The following is an 18,250-nucleotide window of genomic DNA, read 5'->3' as shown; positions in this document are numbered from 1 at the left end:
TCCGGGATGGAGCAGGTGGTTCATGCTGCTGCGGAACCTGACCCTCCGGATGCTGCCGTACCTGCTGTGGCGGAAGATGATCGACGAGATGCCGCTGAAGGTGGGCAACGCGATCGGGCTCACGACGTACGAAGACCTGCCGCGGCGGCCCGCAGCACCGCGGCCGTGAGTGCGTCCAGGATGGGCGACTCCAGCTTCCAGTGCTGCCAGTACAACGGCACGTCGATGTACTTGCCGGGAGCAACATCCACCAGGCGGCCGGCGGCCAGCTCGGGCTCCGCGATCTCGTCCTCGATCATGCCCCAGCCGAGGCCGATCCGGACGGCTTGGTGGAAGGCGCCGGGAGCCGGTACCGCGTGCGCCGGCGGGTCCATCCGGCGCCGGGTCACCTTGCGGATCAGCCGGTGCTGCAGCACGTCCTTGGCGTTGAAGATCACCATCGGTGCCTCGGCGAGCGCATCCGCCAGCGGCTTGCCGGCCAGCCACCGCTCGGCGTACTCGGGAGTCGCGACGGGTAGGTACCGCATCTTGCCCAGCGGTACGACGCGGCAGCCTTGGACCGGCCGTGGATCGGCCGTCACCGCGGCCAGGACCGTGCCGTTGCGGAGGAACTCGGCCGAGTGCTCCTCGTCCTCCTGGTGGACCAGGAACCTGGCGTCGAGGCTCTGGGACAGGTCGAGCATCGCGGGCAGGAACCAGTTGTTCAGCGAGTCCGCGTTCACCGCGATCGGCAGCCGGAGCGCCTCGACGGTGCCGCGGACCGCGACGATCGCCTCCAGTTCGAGCAGCGAGACCTGCCGCGCGAGCCGGAGCAGCGCCTCACCGGCCGCGGTCGGACGCACCGGCTTGCCGCGCATCACCACCACCTGACCGAGGCGGCTCTCCAACGCCTTGATTCGCTGGCTGACCGCGGACGGCGTCACCCGCAGACGCCGCGCCGCCGCGTCGAAACTGCCCTCGTCGACGACGGCGGCGAACGTCTCGAGCTGTGCGGAGTCGAACTGCATGATGAAGCAATCCTAATGCTGCTTCAGAATCTTTAGCTGGTTTGTCCGGCCGTCCACTGTCTACCGTCGAGGTATGCTCCTCCTCGCCGGCTTCGCCACGTCCTTGTCGCTGATCGTCGCGATCGGCGCCCAGAACGCCTTCGTACTGCGCCAGGGCCTGCGCCGTGAGCACGTGCTGCCGGTGGTCCTCACCTGCGCGTTGTCCGACGCGCTCCTGATCTCCGGCGGAATCGCCGGCCTCGGCGCCCTTCTCACGCGGAGCCAACTTGCCCTCGATGTGGCGAAGTACGGCGGCGCCGCCTTCCTCTACCTGTACGCCGCCTTCGCTCTGAAGCGAGCCTTCAACCCCGGCTCCATCAGCCCCGCCGACCACGGCCCCACCGCGCTCCGCAGCGTCGTACTGACCTGCCTCGCCTTCACCTACCTCAACCCCCACGTCTACCTCGACACTGTCGTGCTCCTCGGCTCCCTCGCCAACCAGCGCGGCACCGACGGCCGCTGGTTCTACGGTCTCGGCGCGGTCACCGCCAGCTTCACGTGGTTCTTCGCTCTCGGCTTCTTCTCCCGCACCCTCACCCCCGTCTTCACCCGCCCCCGAGCCTGGCAGTACCTCGACACCGCCATCGCCATCCTGATGGCAACCCTCGCCACCTGGCTCCTCCTGCCCTGACAACCTCCCGGGTGTCTGGACCTGTACCTCCAGGACGACGATCGAGGAGACGGCGGACAACGCGTATCTGTTCCGCTGACCCCCTCGCTGCGGTACCTCTGCGGGGAGGAGGTATCGAGCGTGGACGTGACCGTCTTGTGCGATGCGGTGGCGGTGTTTCCCGAGAGTGTGCCGGATGCGTTGCCTGGTTGGGGCAAGGAGCACGCCGCGTGGACAGCGGACGTGATGCCGGGCAACGTGTCGGACGGCGGGTGGCTCCTGCACTTCCACAGCTACTTGGTGACTGGCGACGCCGGAGTGGTACTGGTGGATGCCGGAGTCGGGCCGGCTGGTGGCGAGGCGGCGGAGTGGTTGGGGGTGGCTGGGCGGTTGCCGAGGCTGCTGGAGTCGGCCGGGGTGGGTGTGGATGACGTTGACGCGGTGGTGTTGACGCATGTGCATCTGGACCACGTCGGGTGGAGTGCGGAAGGGTCGGCGCCGCGGTTCCCGCGGGCGGAGTACGTCGTACAGCGGGATGAGCTGGAGCATGTGCGCGGCGGGGTGACGTACGAGCGGATGATCCGGCCGGTAGCGGAGGCGGGTCAGTTGCGGATGGTGGACGGCGAGGTGGGGTTGCGGGGGATGCGGTTGGTGCCGACTCCGGGGCATACGCCCGGGCATCAGTCGGTGGTGACCGAGCGGGCCGTGCTCGGGGGTGACGTGCTGGTGCATCCGGCGCAGGCGCGGTGGCCCGAGCTCATCTATGTGTACGAGCGTGATCCGGCGCAAGCAGTCACTTCACGCCGGGAGGTGCTCGCGCTGGCGGCCGCGTCGGGGATCCCGATCGCGGCCGCGCATCCACATGCGGCCCTCGACGGCCACGCGAACCCGCTCGCAACACCGACCGCGGGCGACACCGCCTGTCCGCCGTACACCCTTTAGCGATAGCCGGTGGTGTCCGCCGGCTTGCCGGGTTCCTGGACCTCGACGATGTAGCGCCATGCGTCCGGGCGGCTGCCGTCCAGGTCGGTGAATCCGTAGACCTGCGCGAGTTCACCGCTGGACGTGGACTTCCCGTTCCAGCGGCGTACGTCGGGGTCCGCCGCCAGCGCGGCCACCGCGCGGCCGACGTACGACGGGCTCTCGGAGATCGCGAAGTGCGGGATCCGCTCGGTGGCCTCGCGCCAGGTCTCCTCGGTGACGCCGAAGCCCTCCAGCATCGCCTCGGATCGAAGCCACCCGGGCGTCATCAGGACGGCGGTCGCCTCGTGCTTGTCGAGTTCGTGCGCGAGGGCGAATGCCATCCGGCCGACCGCGCCCTTCGCCACGTCGTAGAAGAACGACACGCGGTACGTGTGAGCGTTGTACTCGTTGGTGCCGTCGGTCATCTCGATGACGAGGCCACCCGGTGACTTGATCAGCAGCGGCAGCGCGTAGTGGCTGGTGATCACGTGCGTGTCGATGCCGAGCCGCAGCAGCCGCAGGCCGTCCTCGAGGTTGCTCTCCCAGACCGTCTTGTCCCACTCGGGTTCGCCGTGCTGACCCCAGATGTCGTTGACCAGGATGTGCAGCGCGCCCTGCTCACGGTCGATCCGGTCGACCAGGTCGCACACCTGCTCAGGGACGAGATGGTCGACGGGTACGGCGATGCCGTGGCCGCCGGCCTGGTCGACGAGCTCCGCGGTGTCCTCGATCGTCTCCGGCCGGTTCATCTCGGAGCGACCGGCCCGCGTGGTCCGGCCGGTCACGTACACGGTCGCGCCGGCCGCGCCGAGCTGGACCGCGATCCCCCGCCCGGCCGCTCGGGTCGCCCCGGTCACCAGCGCCACCTTGCCCGCCAGCGGCTTCATCCGCCCGCCTCCTTCTTCCATACGTTGTATGATTATGTACCATACGACGTATGGTTAACACGGGCAAGCGGTCCGGACGGCCTCGCGCCGGAGAGGAGCGGCTGAGCCGCGAGACGATCCTGACGGCGGCCCTGCGGATCGTGGACGACGAGGGGATCGACGCACTGACGATGCGGCGACTGGCCGCGACCCTCGAGGTCAACCCGATGTCGCTGTACCACCATCTGCCGAACAAGGCGGCCGTGCTGGCCGGGCTGGCGGAGCTGGTCTTTGCGGGGCTCGAGCAGCCCGATCCCGGTGATTCCGTGCCGTGGGACGAGCAACTGAAGGACGCCGCCCGGGGCTATCGCAACGCTCTCCGCGCGCACCCGAACCTCGCGCTCCAGGTGCTGTCGGACACGTCCGCGGTGTCGGCGGTCGTGGTGGTGGTCGTGGAGCCGTTCTACCGCGCGCTCGATCGGGCCGGGCTGTCACCGCGGCAGATCTTCGAGGCTGCGAACACCCTGGTCGACTTCATCCACGGCTTCTCGCTCGGCGAGGCGTCGGTCCGCACGGAGAACTTCGACCTCGCGCCCGACCTGATCACTCGGGTTGAGCAGTTGCCCGCCGGCAAGGCGCCCGTACTAGCGCGGGTCGTCGGTGAGCTAGGCCCCGAGGGTCTCGCCTACGACTTCGACAGCGGGTTCGAGTCCGGGCTGGCCACGCTCACCGCGGGCATCGCCGCCACCCGTCGCCGGTAGCGCGAGATCGCGACGCCCATCAGACACAGCACCCCACCGAGGTAGGCCAGCGGCGCAGGGCTTTCGTCGAGCAGGAGCCGGCCGAGGAAGATCGTCAGTGGCGGGACCAGGTATGTCGTGGCGCCCATCCGGCCGGCCGTCGTCCGAGCCAGCGCATAAGCCCAGGTGGTGAACGCGATCGCGGTCGGGAACGCGCCGAGGAAGACGATCCACCAGATGGTCGACGGTCGCGCGTCGGCGGTCTCCCGGACCAGCGTCGGCGCGAACGGCAGACAGGCGATCGCACCGATCACGCATGACAGCCAGGTCACCTCCAGCGCGGGCAACCGAGACAGCAGTGGCTTCTGCGAGACCACCGCGATTGCATACGCCACCGCAGCCACCAGACACAGCAGGACACCCCACGTCTCCGCGCTGCCGCTGGACGACGACAGGCCGATCAGGACCACGCCGCCGAAGGCCGCAACGCTGCCGATCACCAACTGACGTGGGAATCCTTCGTGCAGCAGGACACCGGCGAGCAGTGCGATCAGCAACGGACCGATGTTCACCAGCATCGCGGTCGTGCCGGCGTCGAGGCGGCGCTCGGCCTCGTTCAGCGCGAGGTTGTAGAGACCGAACCAGAGCAGACCGCAGACCAGCAGCAGCTTCCAATCGCCCCTCGCCGGCCAGCGGCGTGGCCGGGTGAAGACGAAGGCGCCCAGCAGCACGCTGCCGACCAGCAACCTGCCCAGGGACAGGGCGCCCGCCGAGATCTCCTGGCCGACATGGCGGATCGCGACGAACGCCGATGCCCACAACACCACCGTCACCGCCGCCGCACCCGCAATCAGCACACCCTGCTTCCTCATGACTGTGACACTAGGTCTCCGTTGCTTCGGCGGATACCGAATTGACCGGCGCCGGCAGGGCCAGCGGTACGACGAACGCTGTCAGCAGCACCGGCACGGTGAGGGCGGCGACCAGGATCGCCATGCTGAACCAGAGCGAACCGAGCGCGAACCCCGCGAAGACCGCGATCGCGAACACCTCCGAGAAGAAGCCGGATACCGACGTGATCGTGGCGCGCGCCGGTCCGGTGATGGAGTCCTGCAGGCGTGCCTCCGAGACCACGATGACCAGTTGCATGACGCCGTACCCGACCGCGATCGGGATGAAGCCCCAGGCCGACCGGCTCAGCGAACCCCACGCGATCAGCACCGCGGTCACCCCCAGACCGATCGCGAAGGTTGCTTCTGGCAACCTGTACGCCGCTCCCGCCAGCGCGCCGCCGATGGCTTGGGCGGCGACCGTACCGGCGATCAGCAACGGGATCGCGCCGGTGGACGCACCTGCCTCGCGGGCGAGCAACGGGAAGTACTCGTCGAACGCCATGAAGCCCATGAGCACGGCGACCAGGCCGGCCGCCCGACGTACCGTCCGGCCGGTCAGCACCTCCGTCACGCCCGACCGCAGCATGGCCAGGTACGACGCGAACGCGGCACCCGTCGATTCGGAGCCATCGTCGGCGGCTGCCTCGGCCGGCGGCGCCTCCGGAAGAGTCAATGCGACGACGGCCTGAACTAGACAGCTGAGCACACTGAAGACGCCGGCCAAGGTGTAGCCACCGAGGGCGAACAGCGGTGTCGCCAGGGCGGTGGCTGCGAGGTTCGCCAGGAAGGATGCCGACCTGGCCCGACCGAGCAGACTCGCGTATCGACCAGCGCGGTCCCGGGCGACCAGTTCGTCGTACACGAAGGCTTCGAAGGTGCCGGAGATCAGCGCCGAGGATGTTCCCCACAGCACGAATCCCAAGGCGAAGCCGGCGAACGACGGCAGCGTGATCCAGGCGGCGTACCCGAGCCCGCTGATCAGCGCACCGAGCACCAGCAGCTTGCGCCGCGAGTACGTGTCCGCCCAGGCGCCCGACGGCACCTCGAGCACGAAACCGGTCGTCGACCAGATGACGAACAGCGTCGAGATCTGGGCAGCCGACAGGCCGTGATCGGCGAACAGCAACTGGTAGAGCGGATACAGCGGGATGAAGTCCTGCAGCGCCTCGAACGCGACAATCCGCGCGGAGAGACTGGTCGGCAGGCGGTCGGGGCGCTCAGTGGGTCAAAGGTGCGGGCTGGTGAATCTCATGTCTTGAAAGATACGGCGAAATCACCGCGCCAGGCAGGTGATTTCCGCGGCCTGTGGATAACCGCCGCGCAAAATGAGGAGCGGTCCGGGACACGGGTCCGTCAGAGTAGAGCGATGGAAGATGTCAGCGAACGGTTCTGGGCGAAGCTGCCGGATGGTAGCCGGGACGCCCTCATCGACGGGCTGAGCCAGTCCGAACTGCAGTCGGTTCTGCTGGACGTGAACCGCCGGCGAGCCGCCAAGATGACGCCGGCCCGCCTCCTGCAGCGGTGGCAGCAGGACCGGTTCGTGCGACCAGGGCCTGCCGACCCGCGGCAGCTGGTGAAGACCCAGCAGCGGCTGTGGGAGCGACTGCCGGCCCGGTTCGAGGGCGTCGAGCTGTCCCCGGTGACTCCGCTCGGCACGTGCTCTGCGATGTCGACCATCAACCAGAACCAGGTGGTCAGCACGATCCGCGGTACCGAGGTCGCCAGCGACCCGACGAACGAGCTCGCGATCGAGGCCGCCGTACGACGACGTGCCGGGCGGGCCCGGGTGGACCTGGCCGCGTGCCAGCGGGTGCTGCGCGCGCAGCCGTTCGAGGGGCCGGGCATGTTCGCTCACTTCCAGCTGTTCGTGCTGGTCTCGAGTGCGCGGGACACCGGTTCGGGCCGGACCGAGGCCGAGCTGCTGATCGACCATCTGCGGTTCTGGCACGACGTACTGGGTGACACGGCTGATCTCACCTTCACCATGTTCAGGCCGTCCGCGGTGCGCGAGCGGATCGACGATACGGTCCGGCCGGCGCTGAAGATCAGCCTCACCGAGGACACGGAGCGGACGAAGAGCGAGAACTATTACTCCGGTACGGCGCTCAGCATCGGCTGCGACGGAGAGGGCCTTGGTGATGGCGGCTTCACCACCTGGACCGCGGACCTGCTCGGCGACCAGAAGGAACGCTGCCTGACGTCGTGCGTGTCCACCGAGCGCCTGACCGCGATCAGCCCCGCAGCTTGAGCAGTCCGGCGTCCGTCGGGCGGAAGCCGCACGCGTCCAGGTAGAACGCCGTCAGGTGTGGCTCGAAGTCGACGTGGAGCCATTCACACCCGGCGGCCTTCGCCTCCGCGGCGGCGGTCAGCACCAACTGCTTGCCGATGCCTTGCCGGCCGTGCTCCGGATGGACGGCGGTGTCCAGCACGAACGCGTGAGCGCCGCCGTCCCAGCACACCTGCACGAATCCGACCAGCTGGTCGTTGCTGAAGGCCCCCACCCAGGTGAGTGCGTGCCGCTCCAACCGCGCGGCCCACGGCTGCACGGTGACGTCGCTCCCGAAGGCGAGGGCGTGCAGGGTCGACAACTCCTGGTCGTCGACCGGAAACCGCACCACGTAGCGCGCAGTCACACGCGACCCCGTGCGAGCAGCCCAGCGGCCGATTCCAGGCGGGCGTTCCAGCCGGCGGCCGGCTCCGAGCCGTCCGGGTAGTCCGCCATCGTGAGGTAGCCCTGGACCATCGTCGACGGCATCGCCTCTGCCAGGCCATGGCTCGTCCCGTAGGCGTCCACCGCCTCACGCCAGCGCTCGGGCTCCACCGACGACAGCAGGAACCACGCCAGGTCGAGCGCGCCTGGCGCCGCTGACACGTCCTCCCAGTCCAGGAACGCGACCACGCCATCCGGTGCGGTCCGCAGGTTCTGGGCCGATGCATCGCCGTGGGCCAGCGTGAGCTCGCCGGCTCGCGCCACATCGCGCTCAGCGTCGAGGACGTGACCCACCAGCCGCTCCCCCGCCTCACGCACCGGAGCGGACAGATCTGAGCGGGTGGCCAGTCGGGGCCAGGTCCGATCGAACAGGGCGGCCACCAGGTCCGCACCGGCTTCCAGTGGCCGCAGCCACGGCCACTCCACGTGCGCACGGCCGATCCACCGATCGTGCAGGTCCCGCAGAGCCTTGGCACCCGCCACGGGCTCGGCGCCGGGCTCCCAGGCGGAGAGGTCCTCCAGCACCAGCAGCGTCCCCTCGGCGTTCGCCTCGGACTCGTAACAGGCGGGCACCCGGACGCCGACGACCGGCGCGATCTCCCGATAGAACCGGACCTCGGACTCGAAGATGTTCAGGACCGCGGGGATCGATCCCGGTTCCGCCGGTGACCGGCGCTTCACATGGTTCGGCATCACGTCAGGCTAGGCGGGGATCGTCCCCGGCCGAACCTGATTTACTGCGCCGCCTCCGTGCTGATCAGGACGACAGTGCTGTCGGGCCGCAGGTCCAGGTTCTCTCGGGCCGCACGGAGTCCGGCCAGCGTGGCGGCTCCACTCGGGCCGGAGGAGATGCCGGCTCCGCGCAGGTCAGCTGCTGCTTGCAGGGCGGCGGCGTCGTCGACTGTCACCGCGTAGTCGAGGCCTGCACGTAGTACAGGCCAAGCGAGGGTTGACGCCGTACCGCAGTTCAGGCCGGCCATCACTGTCTTGCCGGTCGGCACCGTGACCAGCTCACCAGCCAGCAGACTGGTGGTGACGCAGGACGCGCTGGCCGGCTCCACACCGAGCACAGCCGCGGCAGACGAGCCACTGCGATAGTGCGTGACCGCTGCCTGGGCGATCGACCCGACGCCCATCGGTACGACGACCAGATCGGGCTCGACCTCGATCTCGCGGAACAGCGTCGAGTACCCATCGACCACGTGCTGTGGCACATCCTCGTACCCGGGCCACGCAGAGTCCTGGATCAGCAGCCGCCCGTCCGCCGCGTACGCCGCCGCCTCGGCGACCGCGGCGTCGTACGAGTCAGGTACGACGGTCACGGTCGCTCCCTCGGCGCGGATGGCGTCGACCGCCTTGTCGCTCACCACGTCCGGTACGAATACGTGTGACGGCAGACCGAGCATGGTGGCCCGCCGCGCGACGGCCCGGCCGTGGTTGCCGTCAGTCGCGGTGACGAGCTCCACCTGACCAGGGCGCTCCTGCAACGCACGGTGGATCGCCCACCAGGCGCCGAGCGCCTTGAACGCGGGCAAGCCGAGCCGCTGCGACTCGTCCTTCACGAGGACCTGTCCGACCCCAAACTCCGACGCCAGTGCGAGGACCGGCGTCAGCGGAGTCGGGCGGTAGCCGGGCAGGCTCTGGTGGAACGCCTGCACCTCAGCCGGTGCAGGCGTCGTACGCCAGGCCTGGGCAGACGCGTTGCTGTACCAGCGCACCAGCTAGGCGACCAGTGCGAATGCCTGTGCCGTGCTGGAGTAGGCCTGCGGGGACGAGGTGATGCGCTGCGGGCTGGACTGCTCGACCCGGATCGCAGCCGTCTGCAGGCGGACCGGCATGGTGGACCGGACCACCGTGGCCAGGTCGAACTGGACCTCGGAGAGCAGGTCGGACAGGTCGAGGTCGAGTGCCCGGCAGATCGCGGCGAGGATCTCCGAAGAGGGCTCCTTGCGGCCGCGCTCGATCTCGGACAGGTAGGGCACCGACACCTGGGCCAGCTCGGCGAGCTCACGCAGGGTGATGCCCCGCTCGCGCCGCAACCGGCGGAAGACGTTCCCTATCACCTGGCGTAGCAACACGTCGTGGCCCTCCTCGCATCATGAAGTCCTGTAACGAGTGTGCCATCTCGACGAGGTCTGCGGCGGGCAGATCTGCCACGGGCAGATTCCGGCCCGGTTCCGCGCGGTTCGCCGCAGGCTGGACGCATGAGTCAGTTTCAGCTTCCGAACAACCTGGACAGCCACATCTACGAGCGGCTGCTGTGGCAGCGCATCCTCGTCCTCGGGGACGAGATCAAGGACGAGAACGCCAACGCGCTGTGCGCCCAGCTGATCCTGCTGAACGCCGAGGATCCGAAGGCTGACATCTCGCTCTACATCAACTCGCCCGGCGGCTCGGTCTCGGCCGGGCTGGCGATCCTGGACACGATGAACTTCATCACCAACGACGTCGCGACGTACGCGATGGGGATGGTCGCGTCGATGGGGCAGGTGCTGCTGACCTGCGGTACGCCGGGGAAGCGGTACTCGCTGCCGCACGCCAGGATCATGATGCATCAGCCGACCGGGGGCATGGGCGGTACGGCGAGCGACATCAAGACCCAGGCGGAGCAGGCGATCAAGGCACGGGAGGACTTGGCGCGGCTGATCTCCGACCGGACCGGGCAGCCGCTCCCCCGGATCGAATCCGACTTCGACCGCGACCGCTGGTTCACCCCAACCGCCGCCCGCGACTACGGAATCATCGATCGAGTGCTCACGCGTCCGACTCCTGTTCCGGCCTGACGGCCGGAACAGCAGGGTGAAAGATAGGGCGGGAGGACCGAGCCGAGCGGACCCGGGTCGGGTCAGGCGGGGGTGGTGGCGTGGACCAGGTCGGGTGGGGGTGGGTCAGGTGAGGGTGGTGGCTAAGGCCTGGGTCAGGTCGGCGGTGAGGTCCTCGGGATCCTCCAGTCCCAGGCTCAGGCGGAGCAGGCCATCGCTCGGCTTCGCCTCGGGTGTGACCAGGCGGTGGGTGAGCGCGGCCGGGTGCTGGATGAGGGTGTCCACGCCGCCCAGCGACACCGCGTGAGTGATGAGCTTGAGAGCGCCGGCGACATAGGCCGCCGGCTCGTAGCCGCCGGTCAGGGTGAAGGCGAGGACGGCGCCTGGGCCGGATTGTTGGCGGCCGATCAGTTCTTGGGGATCGGAGAGCCCGGGGTAGTGGACCTTCTCGATGGCGGGCTGGGCGGTGAGCCAGTCCGCCACTTTGATGGCGGTCGCCTGCTGCGCCCGCACTCGCACCGGCAGCGTCTGCAGTCCCCTGTGCAGTTCGTACGCCGCCAACGGGTGCAGCAGGCCACCAGTCACTGCGCGGATCTGCCTCAGCCGGCCGATCCACTCCACGCCGGCCGCGACGACGCCACCCATCACGTCGCCGTGCCCGCCGAGGTACTTCGTTGCAGAGTGCAACACCAGACTTGCCCCGTGCCGAGCCGGCTGCTGCAGAACCGGGGTCGCGAACGTGCTGTCCACGAGCACCGGTACGTCGCCCGCCTGCCGGACCACCGCGGCGATGTCCACCAGCTCCACAGTCGGGTTGGCCGGCGTCTCCACGATCACCAGTCCGGTGTCCGGCCGGATCGCCGTACCGATCCCGGTGACGTCGACCCAGCTGACCGTCGTACCCAGCAGGCCTGTGGATAACAGGTGGTCGGAGCCGCCGTACAGCGGGCGTACGGCGACCACGTGCGGCTTGCCGGCCGCGACGGTAGCGAGGAGACAGGCGGTGAGCGCGGCCATGCCACTGCCGAACGCGACCGCACCATCGGTCTGCTCGAGCTCCGCCAGAGCGTTCTCGAAGCGCGCGACGGTCGGGTTCCACAGCCGCTGGTAGACGAGGCTGCCGCCGTCCGGGCCGTTGCCCTGCGCCAGCGCGTCGTACGACGTCCCGCCGCTGTCCACATCCGGCAGTGGATAAGTCGTGGAGAGGTCGATCGGCGGCACGTGGACGCCGAGGGCGGTGAGGTCGTCGCGACCGGCGTGGACCGACCGCGTGTCGAGCTGGGTCATCGAGCCTCCTCGGACGCTTGGCGTGACCAAGGATGGAATCTTCTGCGGATCTGACGCAAGAGTTCCGAAGAAAATTCATCCACAGGTTCATCCACACGCTGTGGATTCTGTGGAGGAGCCCTACAGTGGTGCCATGCCGAAGGATCGTCGGAGCCCCGGACCGGCGCCGCGGGCCGCGCCCGGGTCCGGGCCCGGCGGGCTGGACGAGGTGGATCGGGAGCTGGTCCGGCTGCTCACCGCCGACGGGCGGATGCCGAACAACGCGCTGGCGGAAGCGACCGGGATCGCGCCGTCGACCTGCCTGACCCGGGTACGGTCGCTGCGCGAGCGCGGGGTGATCCGCGGCTTCCACGCCGACGTGGACCTGGCGGCCCTCGGTCAGCCGCTGCAGGCGCTGATCGCGATCCGGATCGGCGCGCACTCGCGGGACGAGATCAACCGCTTCCGCAGCAAGGTCCCGGCGCTACCGGGCGTCCTGTCGCTCTTCCACGTCAGCGGCGCGAACGACTACCTGCTGCACGTGTCCGCGCCCTCGCCGGACGCCCTCCGCGAGTTCGTGCTGGATCACCTGACCGCCGACCCGGCGGTTGTGCACGCCGAAACCAGCCTCATCTTCGAGCACGTCCGCGGCACACCCCGGACCTCCAGCACTCACCAATGACGCCGCGCTCGCGTGGTTCACGCTCAGGCAGCGGCCGACATCGTCTGTCGGCACGCGTTGATGAGTGCTGCAGGTCCGCCACTCATCGCGGCTTGAGGCCCCAGGCGCCGGCGAGCAGGTCGAAGGACCTCCGCCGCTCGGCGGGGTCGTGGATGTTCGTGGTGATGATGAGTTCGTCGGCGCCGGCGGAGGTGGCTCGGCGGGAGAGGTCAGCGGCGACCTGGTCCGGGGTGCCGACCGAGACGAGCCCGGCCCACTCCTCGACCGCGGCGAGCTCGGCGTCCGACCACGGGTAGGCCTCGGCCTCCTCCGGCGAGGGCAGCGGACCTGGACGGCCGGAGCGGAGCCGGAGCATGGACAGCGCGTTGGCCCGGGCCAGTTGCTGTGCGCGCTCCTCGGTGCCGGCCACGATCGCGGCCAGGGCGAGGATGGCGTGCGGCTCGGTCTGCTGGTCCGACGGCTGGAACATCTCCCGGTACGACGCGATCACGCCGGCCGGATCCAGAGTCCCGAAGTGACCGGCGTACGCGAACCCGGTCCCCAGTGCCGCCGCGGCCTGACCGCCGTACGTGCTGGAGCCGAGGATCCACACCGGCGGCAGCGGTACGTCGCTCGGTTGCGCGGAGATCGGCGCGAACGGATGGCCGGCCGGGAAGCCCTCGGCGTACGCGCGCAGCTCGGCGTACTGCTCGGGGAAGTCGTCGGCGCCGAGCGCCTCTCGGCTGCGGCGGAGCGCGAGCGCGGTGCGCTGGTCGGTGCCGGGCGCGCGGCCGATGCCGAGGTCGATGCGGTCGGGGTACAGACCGCCGAGGACGCGGAACGTCTCGGCGACCTTGAGCGGTGAGTGGTTCGGCAGCATGATGCCGCCGGAGCCGACACGGATGGTGGAGGTGGCCGCGGCGACGGCCGCGATCATCACCTCCGGGCTCGTGCTGACCACGCTCGGGATGTTGTGGTGCTCCGCCAGCCAGAAGCGGTGGTACCCGGCGGCCTCAGCGGACCGCGCGAGTTCGAGCGTCTCGTGCAGCGCCTGCGACGGTCGCGATCCCGTCGGTACCGGCGAGAGGTCGAGCACGGACAGGGGTATCGGTTCGGAGCTCACCTCAGGTCGCAACCGCCGGGTCTCGCCCGCTATTCCACCCCTGTCCCTTCCTCTTTGCTGGGTTCACCCATCGGATGGTGGGTTCGCCAGCTGCGTACGGGTGGCAAACCCCTCGTCTGCTGGGCGGACCCACCAGACGGGGAGGTGCTGCGGCGCGGAGCAGGAGGGTGGGAGGGAGGGAGGGAGGTCAGGCCGGGTACGGCGTGTTTGCTCGGGCGTCACGTAGGCAGCGGGACCACCAGGCCAGTTGGCGGAGCAGCGCGGACGCGGCGGCGGGGGTGGTCGCGTCGGTGGGTTCGCCGGCCAGGGTGAAGTCGGCCTCGTGGAAACCCAGCGAGTCGCGGATCGTCACCGCATGAAGTTCGGCGAAGACCAGTCGCAGCTGCTCGGCGGCACGCAGTCCGCCCGATCGGCCGCCGTACACGACGAAGGCGATCGGCTTGGCGTACCAGGGTCGGCGGACCGCGTCGATCGCGACCTTCAGATCGCCTGGGTACGCGTGGTTGTACTCGGCCGTCACGATCACGACAGCGTCCGCGTCCTCGATCCGCCGCGGCAGTTCGGTGAGCGGTACGACGCTGAGGTCGATCAGGTCGAGCTTGAACTCGTCGGTGCGCTCGACCTCGCGGGCGAACCACTCCGTGACCAGTGTCCCGAATCGCCCGGCGTCCACGTTGCGCGTGAGCAGCGCGAGCCGCAGCGGATGAACAGTCACGCTGAGGACGCTAGTACCTCAACTCGACTTGAGGTCAAACTCCGTTCACTCCTCGGAAGCGGACGGTGGGGTGGGCGACGGTACGGGCGGAGGTGTGGGTGGCGCGGGCGGGCTGCTGGACGGCAGGTGCGATTTGGCGGCGCGCATGAGTCCCTCCGACTCGGACTCGGCGCGCTCCCTCGACGCGGGCTGCTTGGCACCAGACGGCTCAGCGGGCTCGGTCGTGGTCGACGACTCCGCTGTGAGGACTCCGACGGTCTGCCAAGCCTCCGTGACCGCGGCGAGTTGGCTGGAGTCGTCGCCGAAGAGCTCCCGCGCGGCCGCCTGAGTGGCCTCGGCGAACTCGGCGAACGTCGCCGTCTCGGAGAGCGTGCCCGACGTGAGGGTCTCGTACCAGATCTTCCCGGCGTCGTCGTACGCGTTGCCTTCGATCGCCGCCGCGGTCAGGTAGAACGCCCGGTTCGGGATCCCCGAGTTGAGGTGTACACCGCCGTTGTCGTCCTCGGTCTCGATGTAGTCCGACATGTGCGCCGGCTGCGGATCGCGGCCGAGTCGCGGGTCGTCGTACGCGGTGCCGGGTGCCTTCATCGAGCGCAGCGCCACACCCTGCACGCCCGGCTGGAACAGCCCAGCGCCGATCAGCCAATCGGCCTCCTCGGTGCTCTGGCCGAGGTTGTGCTGCTTCGCGAGCGAGCCGAAGACGTCGGAGATGCTCTCGTTCAGCGCGCCCGACTGCCCCTCGTACGCGAGGTTCGCGGTGTACTGCGTGACGCCGTGGGTCAGCTCGTGCCCGGTGACGTCGACCGACCCGGTGAACCCGCCGAAGATCTCGCCGTCACCGTCACCGAAGACCATCTGCGCGCCGTCCCAGAACGCGTTCGCATAGCCGCGGTCGTAGTGCACCGACGACGTCAGCGCCAGCCCGTCGCCGTCGATCGAGTCACGGCCGAAGCACTCCCTGAACATCGTCCAGGTCGCGCCGGTCCCGTCGTACGCCTGATTCACGGACTCGTCCTGGACCGGATCCTCGCCCTCGGCGCGCACCGGCGTACCCGGCAGGTTCGTCCGGTTCTCCGCGTCGTACACGGCGCGTTGCAGTCCACCCGACTCGGCCGCAGGCTCGGCGGCAGCGGCTCCAGTCGCCCGGCGTGTTCGCAGTACGGCGTCGTGCTGCAGCGACTGGCGGAAGCGGGCGCGGAGGCTGGGGTCGTCCACGGCTTGCTCGAGCTGCTCGAGCAGGTACGGCGGGACGATGTAGTGGAACACCATCCTCCGATCGTGCCCGACCGGCCGATCCGGGGACAGGGGACGGGCCGAAAAACTGCGGCAGTACAAAAACGCCGGGAAGGAGGATAAACTCAACGATTTGTATGGCTGCTACCAGAGAATGCGTCAGAAATGACCTCTGGGAACCAACGCGCGTAGTTTATCACAAGGGGATGGAATTGCCGAATCCGGTGCAGGCCGAACAGGGTCACCTGACGACGTTCTACGCCGCGCTCGATACCGAGCGCGAGCGGGCCGAGGAGCGCAAGCAGGACGAGCAACTGGTCCAGACCCGCAACGCGCAGGCACTCCACCAGCGCGACGGCCGGATCCGCGACCTGAACGCGCGGCTGGCCCGGCTGAACGCGGCCGAGGAGGGGCTGTACTTCGGCCGGCTGGACGCGGCCGACGGTGAGATCCTGCACCTCGGCCGGATCGGGTTGCACGACGACGACTACGAGTCCCTGCTGGTCGACTGGCGTGCGCCCGCGGCCCGCCCGTTCTACATCGCGACCGCGGTGGCGAACGAGGGCGTCGTCCGGCGCCGGCACATCCAGACCCGGCTGCGCACGGTGATCGACGTCCAGGACGAGCAACTCGACCTGGGCCGGACCGCGGCCGACGCGTCCAAGCCCGGCACCGGCGTGATCGGCGAGGCCGTCCTGCTGAAGGCGCTGGACGCGCGCCGGACCGGCCAGATGGAGTCGATCGTGCAGACGATCCAGGCCGACCAGGACCGGATCATCCGCTCCGAGCTGCCCGGAATCCTGGTCGTCCAGGGCGGTCCCGGCACCGGCAAGACCGCGATCGCACTGCACCGCGCGGCATTTCTCCTTTACACCCACCGCGAACAACTGGAAAAACGCGGAATTCTGGTGGTCGGGCCGAATGCGGCGTTCCTGCGCTTCATCGGTCAGGTGCTGCCGTCGCTCGGCGAGGACGGCGTCCGCCTGGTCACCGTCGCCGAGCTGTACCCGGGCCTGACCGCGACCCGCCCGGAGACGGCCGAGAGCGCCGAGGTGAAGGGCCGTCCGGTGATGGCCGACGTGATCGCGAAGGCGGTCGACGACCGGGAGTGGATCCCGGAGCGCCCCGTCCACGTCACCGTCGACCGGACCGTGCTTCGTCTCGATCCGACGGTGTGCCTGGAGATCCGCGAGCGGGCTCGCGCACGGAACCTCACCCACAACCAGGCCCGTCCGTTCTTCCTGACCGAGATGGTCGACCACCTGACGAATCAGTACGCCGATCTGGTCGCCACCGACCCGTACGACGGAGAGAACCTGCTCGACGAGTACGAGCTGTCCGAGCTGCGCAAGGAGGTCCTGGCCGAGCCGGCGGTCCAGGCGCTGCTCGATCAGCTCTGGCCGCTCCTCAGCCCACAGAAGCTGCTCGAGGACCTGTACGGCGACGAGGACCGGCTGGCGTTGGCCGCGCCGCAACTGAGCGAGCTCGAACGCGAGCATCTACTGCGCTACGGCGCCGACTGGAGTCCGTCCGACGTACCGCTGCTCGACGAGGCCGCCGAGTTGCTCGGCGATGACGGGAGCGAGGCGGCTCGCGAACGGGCGGCCCGGGCGCGGGCGATCTCTTACGCGCAAGGGGCGCTGGACGTTCTCAGCGGCTCGGGGTCGACCGACTTCGACGAGGACGACGATGCGGAGGTCCTGACCGCGAAGGACATCCTCGACGCCGAGGCGCTGGCCGAACGCTACGAGGCGGACGACGATCGCACACTCGCGGACCGGGCCGCGGCGGACCGGCGCTGGACGTACGGGCACGTGATCGTGGACGAGGCGCAGGAGCTCTCACCGATGGCGTGGCGCGCGATCGCGCGCCGCTGCCCGCTGCGTTCGATGACCGTGGTCGGCGATGTCGCCCAGACCGGGTCGATCGGCGGCGGAACGAGTTGGTCGGCCGCGCTCGGCGAGACGTTCGGCGATCGCTGGCGGCTGGCCGAGCTGACGCTCAACTACCGCACGCCGGCCGAGGTGATGGACCTGGCCAGTGACGTCCTGCACGAGGTCGACCCGTCGGCGAAGGCGCCGCAGTCGGTGCGCTCGACCGGGGTGAAGCCTTGGCACGCCGACATCTCGGCGTCGGACCAGGCCATGTACGTCCATAAGGTCGCGGCCGAGGAGTCGGCGTACGGACAGGTCGGGATCATCACGTCGCGCAGCCGGCTCGAGCTCGTCCAGGAAGCGGTCGCCGACCTTGACATCACCGTTCTGAGTGCTCGCGAAGCCAAGGGCCTCGAGTTCGACTCGGTCCTGGTCGTCGACCCCGACGGCATCGTCATCGAGTCCCCGCGTGGGCTGCGTGACCTGTACGTCGCTCTGACCCGGTGCACCCAACGACTCGGGGTCATCGGCGAGCTTCCCGACGTACTGCGGGATTCCGACGCGTGGGACGTACGGCGCTGAGCCCGGTCAGTTCTTCTTGGGGTGGCGGCCGAACAGCCGCGCCAAGTTGAGGTCGTAGCCCCAGCCGAGCACCTTCGGCGTGAACAGCCGTGGCTCGTCGGGATTCCACCATCGTGACCTCGTGCGGTCCGGCGTCGGGCGGCGCCAGTCGTACGGGATGCCCAGGAACCTGCCTGTCCCATCGCCCATACTCCGACGGTAGCTCG

Annotated in this window: 21 protein-coding genes; 8 read left to right on the top strand and 13 right to left on the bottom strand. The window is 69.2% G+C overall.

The genetic code is table 11. The annotated features are described in order from the left end of the window. Positions 1-22 precede the first annotated feature (22 nt). Positions 23-169: a hypothetical protein gene (locus OG817_RS38670; RefSeq protein ID WP_406049910.1), complete on the top strand. Its 147-nt coding sequence runs from the start codon at positions 23-25 to the stop codon at positions 167-169. Here the strand turns inward: OG817_RS38670 and OG817_RS38665 are convergent. Beyond that, positions 120-1,007 carry a LysR family transcriptional regulator ArgP gene (locus OG817_RS38665; protein ID WP_406049909.1) on the bottom strand — a complete coding sequence of 296 codons (888 nt, stop codon included), beginning with the start codon at positions 1,005-1,007 and terminating at the stop codon, positions 120-122. The two genes, OG817_RS38670 and OG817_RS38665, sit on opposite strands and share 50 nt — an antisense overlap. A 73-nt stretch (positions 1,008-1,080) precedes the next feature. Here OG817_RS38665 and OG817_RS38660 point away from each other — a divergent pair, with 73 nt between their 5' ends. Together OG817_RS38660 and OG817_RS38655 are read left to right on the top strand one after the other, a co-directional pair. After that, positions 1,081-1,677: a LysE/ArgO family amino acid transporter gene (locus OG817_RS38660; protein WP_406049908.1), complete on the top strand. Its 597-nt coding sequence runs from the start codon at positions 1,081-1,083 to the stop codon at positions 1,675-1,677. A 120-nt stretch (positions 1,678-1,797) separates the two neighbouring features. Next, entirely contained in the window at positions 1,798-2,598 is an 801-nt protein-coding gene (locus tag OG817_RS38655) for an MBL fold metallo-hydrolase (protein WP_406049906.1), read from the top strand. Here OG817_RS38655 and OG817_RS38650 read toward each other — a convergent pair. Then, complete coding sequence (locus tag OG817_RS38650; protein ID WP_406049905.1) at positions 2,595-3,506, bottom strand: SDR family oxidoreductase; 912 nt, start codon at positions 3,504-3,506, stop codon at positions 2,595-2,597. The genes OG817_RS38655 and OG817_RS38650 overlap by 4 nt on opposite strands. Positions 3,507-3,556: 50 nt before the next feature. Between OG817_RS38650 and OG817_RS38645 the strand changes: the two genes are divergently transcribed. Beyond that, positions 3,557-4,246: a TetR/AcrR family transcriptional regulator C-terminal domain-containing protein gene (locus OG817_RS38645; RefSeq protein WP_406049903.1), complete on the top strand. Its 690-nt coding sequence runs from the start codon at positions 3,557-3,559 to the stop codon at positions 4,244-4,246. On the opposite strand, the gene OG817_RS38640 is transcribed toward OG817_RS38645, so the two are convergent. Next, positions 4,171-5,097, bottom strand: a complete 927-nt coding sequence (locus tag OG817_RS38640) for a DMT family transporter (protein WP_406049901.1) — start codon at positions 5,095-5,097, stop codon at positions 4,171-4,173. The genes OG817_RS38645 and OG817_RS38640 overlap by 76 nt on opposite strands. A gap of 10 nt (positions 5,098-5,107) precedes the next feature. Further along, positions 5,108-6,244 carry an MFS transporter gene (locus OG817_RS38635; RefSeq protein ID WP_406049899.1) on the bottom strand — a complete coding sequence of 379 codons (1,137 nt, stop codon included), beginning with the start codon at positions 6,242-6,244 and terminating at the stop codon, positions 5,108-5,110. Between the two features lie 240 nt (positions 6,245-6,484). Between OG817_RS38635 and OG817_RS38630 the strand changes: the two genes are divergently transcribed. Further along, entirely contained in the window at positions 6,485-7,366 is an 882-nt protein-coding gene (locus OG817_RS38630) for a hypothetical protein (RefSeq protein ID WP_406049897.1), read from the top strand. Here OG817_RS38630 and OG817_RS38625 read toward each other — a convergent pair. Genes OG817_RS38625 through OG817_RS38610 form a run of 4 tightly spaced genes read right to left on the bottom strand, consistent with a single transcriptional unit; the run spans position 7,350 to position 9,906 of the window. Next, a complete protein-coding gene (locus OG817_RS38625; RefSeq protein WP_406049896.1) occupies positions 7,350-7,751 on the bottom strand; it encodes a GNAT family N-acetyltransferase in 402 nt (133 codons plus the stop codon). The genes OG817_RS38630 and OG817_RS38625 overlap by 17 nt on opposite strands. Next, the gene (locus OG817_RS38620) at positions 7,748-8,521 is read right to left on the bottom strand and encodes a phosphotransferase family protein (RefSeq protein WP_406049895.1); all 774 of its coding nucleotides are present in this window, start codon (positions 8,519-8,521) and stop codon (positions 7,748-7,750) included. Before OG817_RS38620 ends, OG817_RS38625 begins: the two co-directional genes overlap by 4 nt. Before the next feature lie 41 nt (positions 8,522-8,562). After that, a complete protein-coding gene (locus OG817_RS38615; protein ID WP_406049894.1) occupies positions 8,563-9,546 on the bottom strand; it encodes a pyridoxal-phosphate dependent enzyme in 984 nt (327 codons plus the stop codon). Between the two features lie 3 nt (positions 9,547-9,549). Further along, on the bottom strand, positions 9,550-9,906 hold the full coding sequence (locus OG817_RS38610; protein ID WP_396397116.1) for a helix-turn-helix domain-containing protein: 357 nt from the start codon (positions 9,904-9,906) through the stop codon (positions 9,550-9,552). A 126-nt stretch (positions 9,907-10,032) separates the two neighbouring features. Between OG817_RS38610 and OG817_RS38605 the strand changes: the two genes are divergently transcribed. Then, positions 10,033-10,611, top strand: a complete 579-nt coding sequence (locus OG817_RS38605; RefSeq protein WP_406049893.1) for a ClpP family protease — start codon at positions 10,033-10,035, stop codon at positions 10,609-10,611. A gap of 105 nt (positions 10,612-10,716) precedes the next feature. Here OG817_RS38605 and OG817_RS38600 read toward each other — a convergent pair whose 3' ends face one another. Beyond that, the gene (locus OG817_RS38600) at positions 10,717-11,877 is read right to left on the bottom strand and encodes a trans-sulfuration enzyme family protein (RefSeq protein WP_406049892.1); all 1,161 of its coding nucleotides are present in this window, start codon (positions 11,875-11,877) and stop codon (positions 10,717-10,719) included. A gap of 133 nt (positions 11,878-12,010) precedes the next feature. Between OG817_RS38600 and OG817_RS38595 the strand changes: the two genes are divergently transcribed. Next, positions 12,011-12,538, top strand: a complete 528-nt coding sequence (locus OG817_RS38595; protein WP_406049891.1) for an Lrp/AsnC family transcriptional regulator — start codon at positions 12,011-12,013, stop codon at positions 12,536-12,538. An 82-nt stretch (positions 12,539-12,620) separates the two neighbouring features. Here the strand turns inward: OG817_RS38595 and OG817_RS38590 are convergent, their stop codons facing one another. From OG817_RS38590 to OG817_RS38580, 3 genes are all read right to left on the bottom strand, one after another. Further along, the gene (locus OG817_RS38590; protein ID WP_406049890.1) at positions 12,621-13,640 is read right to left on the bottom strand and encodes an LLM class flavin-dependent oxidoreductase; all 1,020 of its coding nucleotides are present in this window, start codon (positions 13,638-13,640) and stop codon (positions 12,621-12,623) included. Between the two features lie 187 nt (positions 13,641-13,827). After that, positions 13,828-14,355 carry an NADPH-dependent FMN reductase gene (locus tag OG817_RS38585; protein ID WP_396397125.1) on the bottom strand — a complete coding sequence of 176 codons (528 nt, stop codon included), beginning with the start codon at positions 14,353-14,355 and terminating at the stop codon, positions 13,828-13,830. Positions 14,356-14,400: 45 nt separating this feature from the next. Then, positions 14,401-15,624: a M4 family metallopeptidase gene (locus OG817_RS38580; RefSeq protein ID WP_406049889.1), complete on the bottom strand. Its 1,224-nt coding sequence runs from the start codon at positions 15,622-15,624 to the stop codon at positions 14,401-14,403. Positions 15,625-15,794: 170 nt separating this feature from the next. Between OG817_RS38580 and OG817_RS38575 the strand changes: the two genes are divergently transcribed. Further along, positions 15,795-18,044, top strand: a complete 2,250-nt coding sequence (locus OG817_RS38575; protein WP_406049888.1) for a HelD family protein — start codon at positions 15,795-15,797, stop codon at positions 18,042-18,044. Positions 18,045-18,050: 6 nt separating this feature from the next. On the opposite strand, the gene OG817_RS38570 is transcribed toward OG817_RS38575, so the two are convergent. Continuing rightward, positions 18,051-18,233 (bottom strand): DUF5808 domain-containing protein, encoded by a 183-nt coding sequence (locus tag OG817_RS38570; protein ID WP_406049887.1) that lies wholly within the window; start codon positions 18,231-18,233, stop codon positions 18,051-18,053. Positions 18,234-18,250: the final 17 nt, after the last annotated feature.

This window comes from Kribbella sp. NBC_00889 (assembly GCF_045207705.1).
In the GTDB taxonomy this organism is placed as follows: domain Bacteria; phylum Actinomycetota; class Actinomycetes; order Propionibacteriales; family Kribbellaceae; genus Kribbella.
This window is presented reverse-complemented; position numbering and strand designations above follow the sequence as displayed.

Excerpts from the sequence above, each read along its gene's own strand:
- OG817_RS38665 (WP_406049909.1), bottom strand. The coding sequence starts at position 1,007 with ATGCAGTTCGACTCCGCACAGCTCGAGACGTTCGCCGCCGTCGTCGAC.
- OG817_RS38620 (WP_406049895.1), bottom strand. The coding sequence starts at position 8,521 with ATGCCGAACCATGTGAAGCGCCGGTCACCGGCGGAACCGGGATCGATC.
- OG817_RS38605 (WP_406049893.1), top strand. The coding sequence starts at position 10,033 with ATGAGTCAGTTTCAGCTTCCGAACAACCTGGACAGCCACATCTACGAG.
- OG817_RS38640 (WP_406049901.1), bottom strand. The coding sequence starts at position 5,097 with ATGAGGAAGCAGGGTGTGCTGATTGCGGGTGCGGCGGCGGTGACGGTG.
- OG817_RS38600 (WP_406049892.1), bottom strand. The coding sequence starts at position 11,877 with ATGACCCAGCTCGACACGCGGTCGGTCCACGCCGGTCGCGACGACCTC.
- OG817_RS38575 (WP_406049888.1), top strand. The coding sequence starts at position 15,795 with ATGGAATTGCCGAATCCGGTGCAGGCCGAACAGGGTCACCTGACGACG.
- OG817_RS38660 (WP_406049908.1), top strand. The coding sequence starts at position 1,081 with ATGCTCCTCCTCGCCGGCTTCGCCACGTCCTTGTCGCTGATCGTCGCG.
- OG817_RS38595 (WP_406049891.1), top strand. The coding sequence starts at position 12,011 with ATGCCGAAGGATCGTCGGAGCCCCGGACCGGCGCCGCGGGCCGCGCCC.
- OG817_RS38630 (WP_406049897.1), top strand. The coding sequence starts at position 6,485 with ATGGAAGATGTCAGCGAACGGTTCTGGGCGAAGCTGCCGGATGGTAGC.
- OG817_RS38670 (WP_406049910.1), top strand. The coding sequence starts at position 23 with ATGCTGCTGCGGAACCTGACCCTCCGGATGCTGCCGTACCTGCTGTGG.
- OG817_RS38580 (WP_406049889.1), bottom strand. The coding sequence starts at position 15,624 with ATGGTGTTCCACTACATCGTCCCGCCGTACCTGCTCGAGCAGCTCGAG.
- OG817_RS38570 (WP_406049887.1), bottom strand. The coding sequence starts at position 18,233 with ATGGGCGATGGGACAGGCAGGTTCCTGGGCATCCCGTACGACTGGCGC.
- OG817_RS38645 (WP_406049903.1), top strand. The coding sequence starts at position 3,557 with ATGGTTAACACGGGCAAGCGGTCCGGACGGCCTCGCGCCGGAGAGGAG.
- OG817_RS38650 (WP_406049905.1), bottom strand. The coding sequence starts at position 3,506 with ATGAAGCCGCTGGCGGGCAAGGTGGCGCTGGTGACCGGGGCGACCCGA.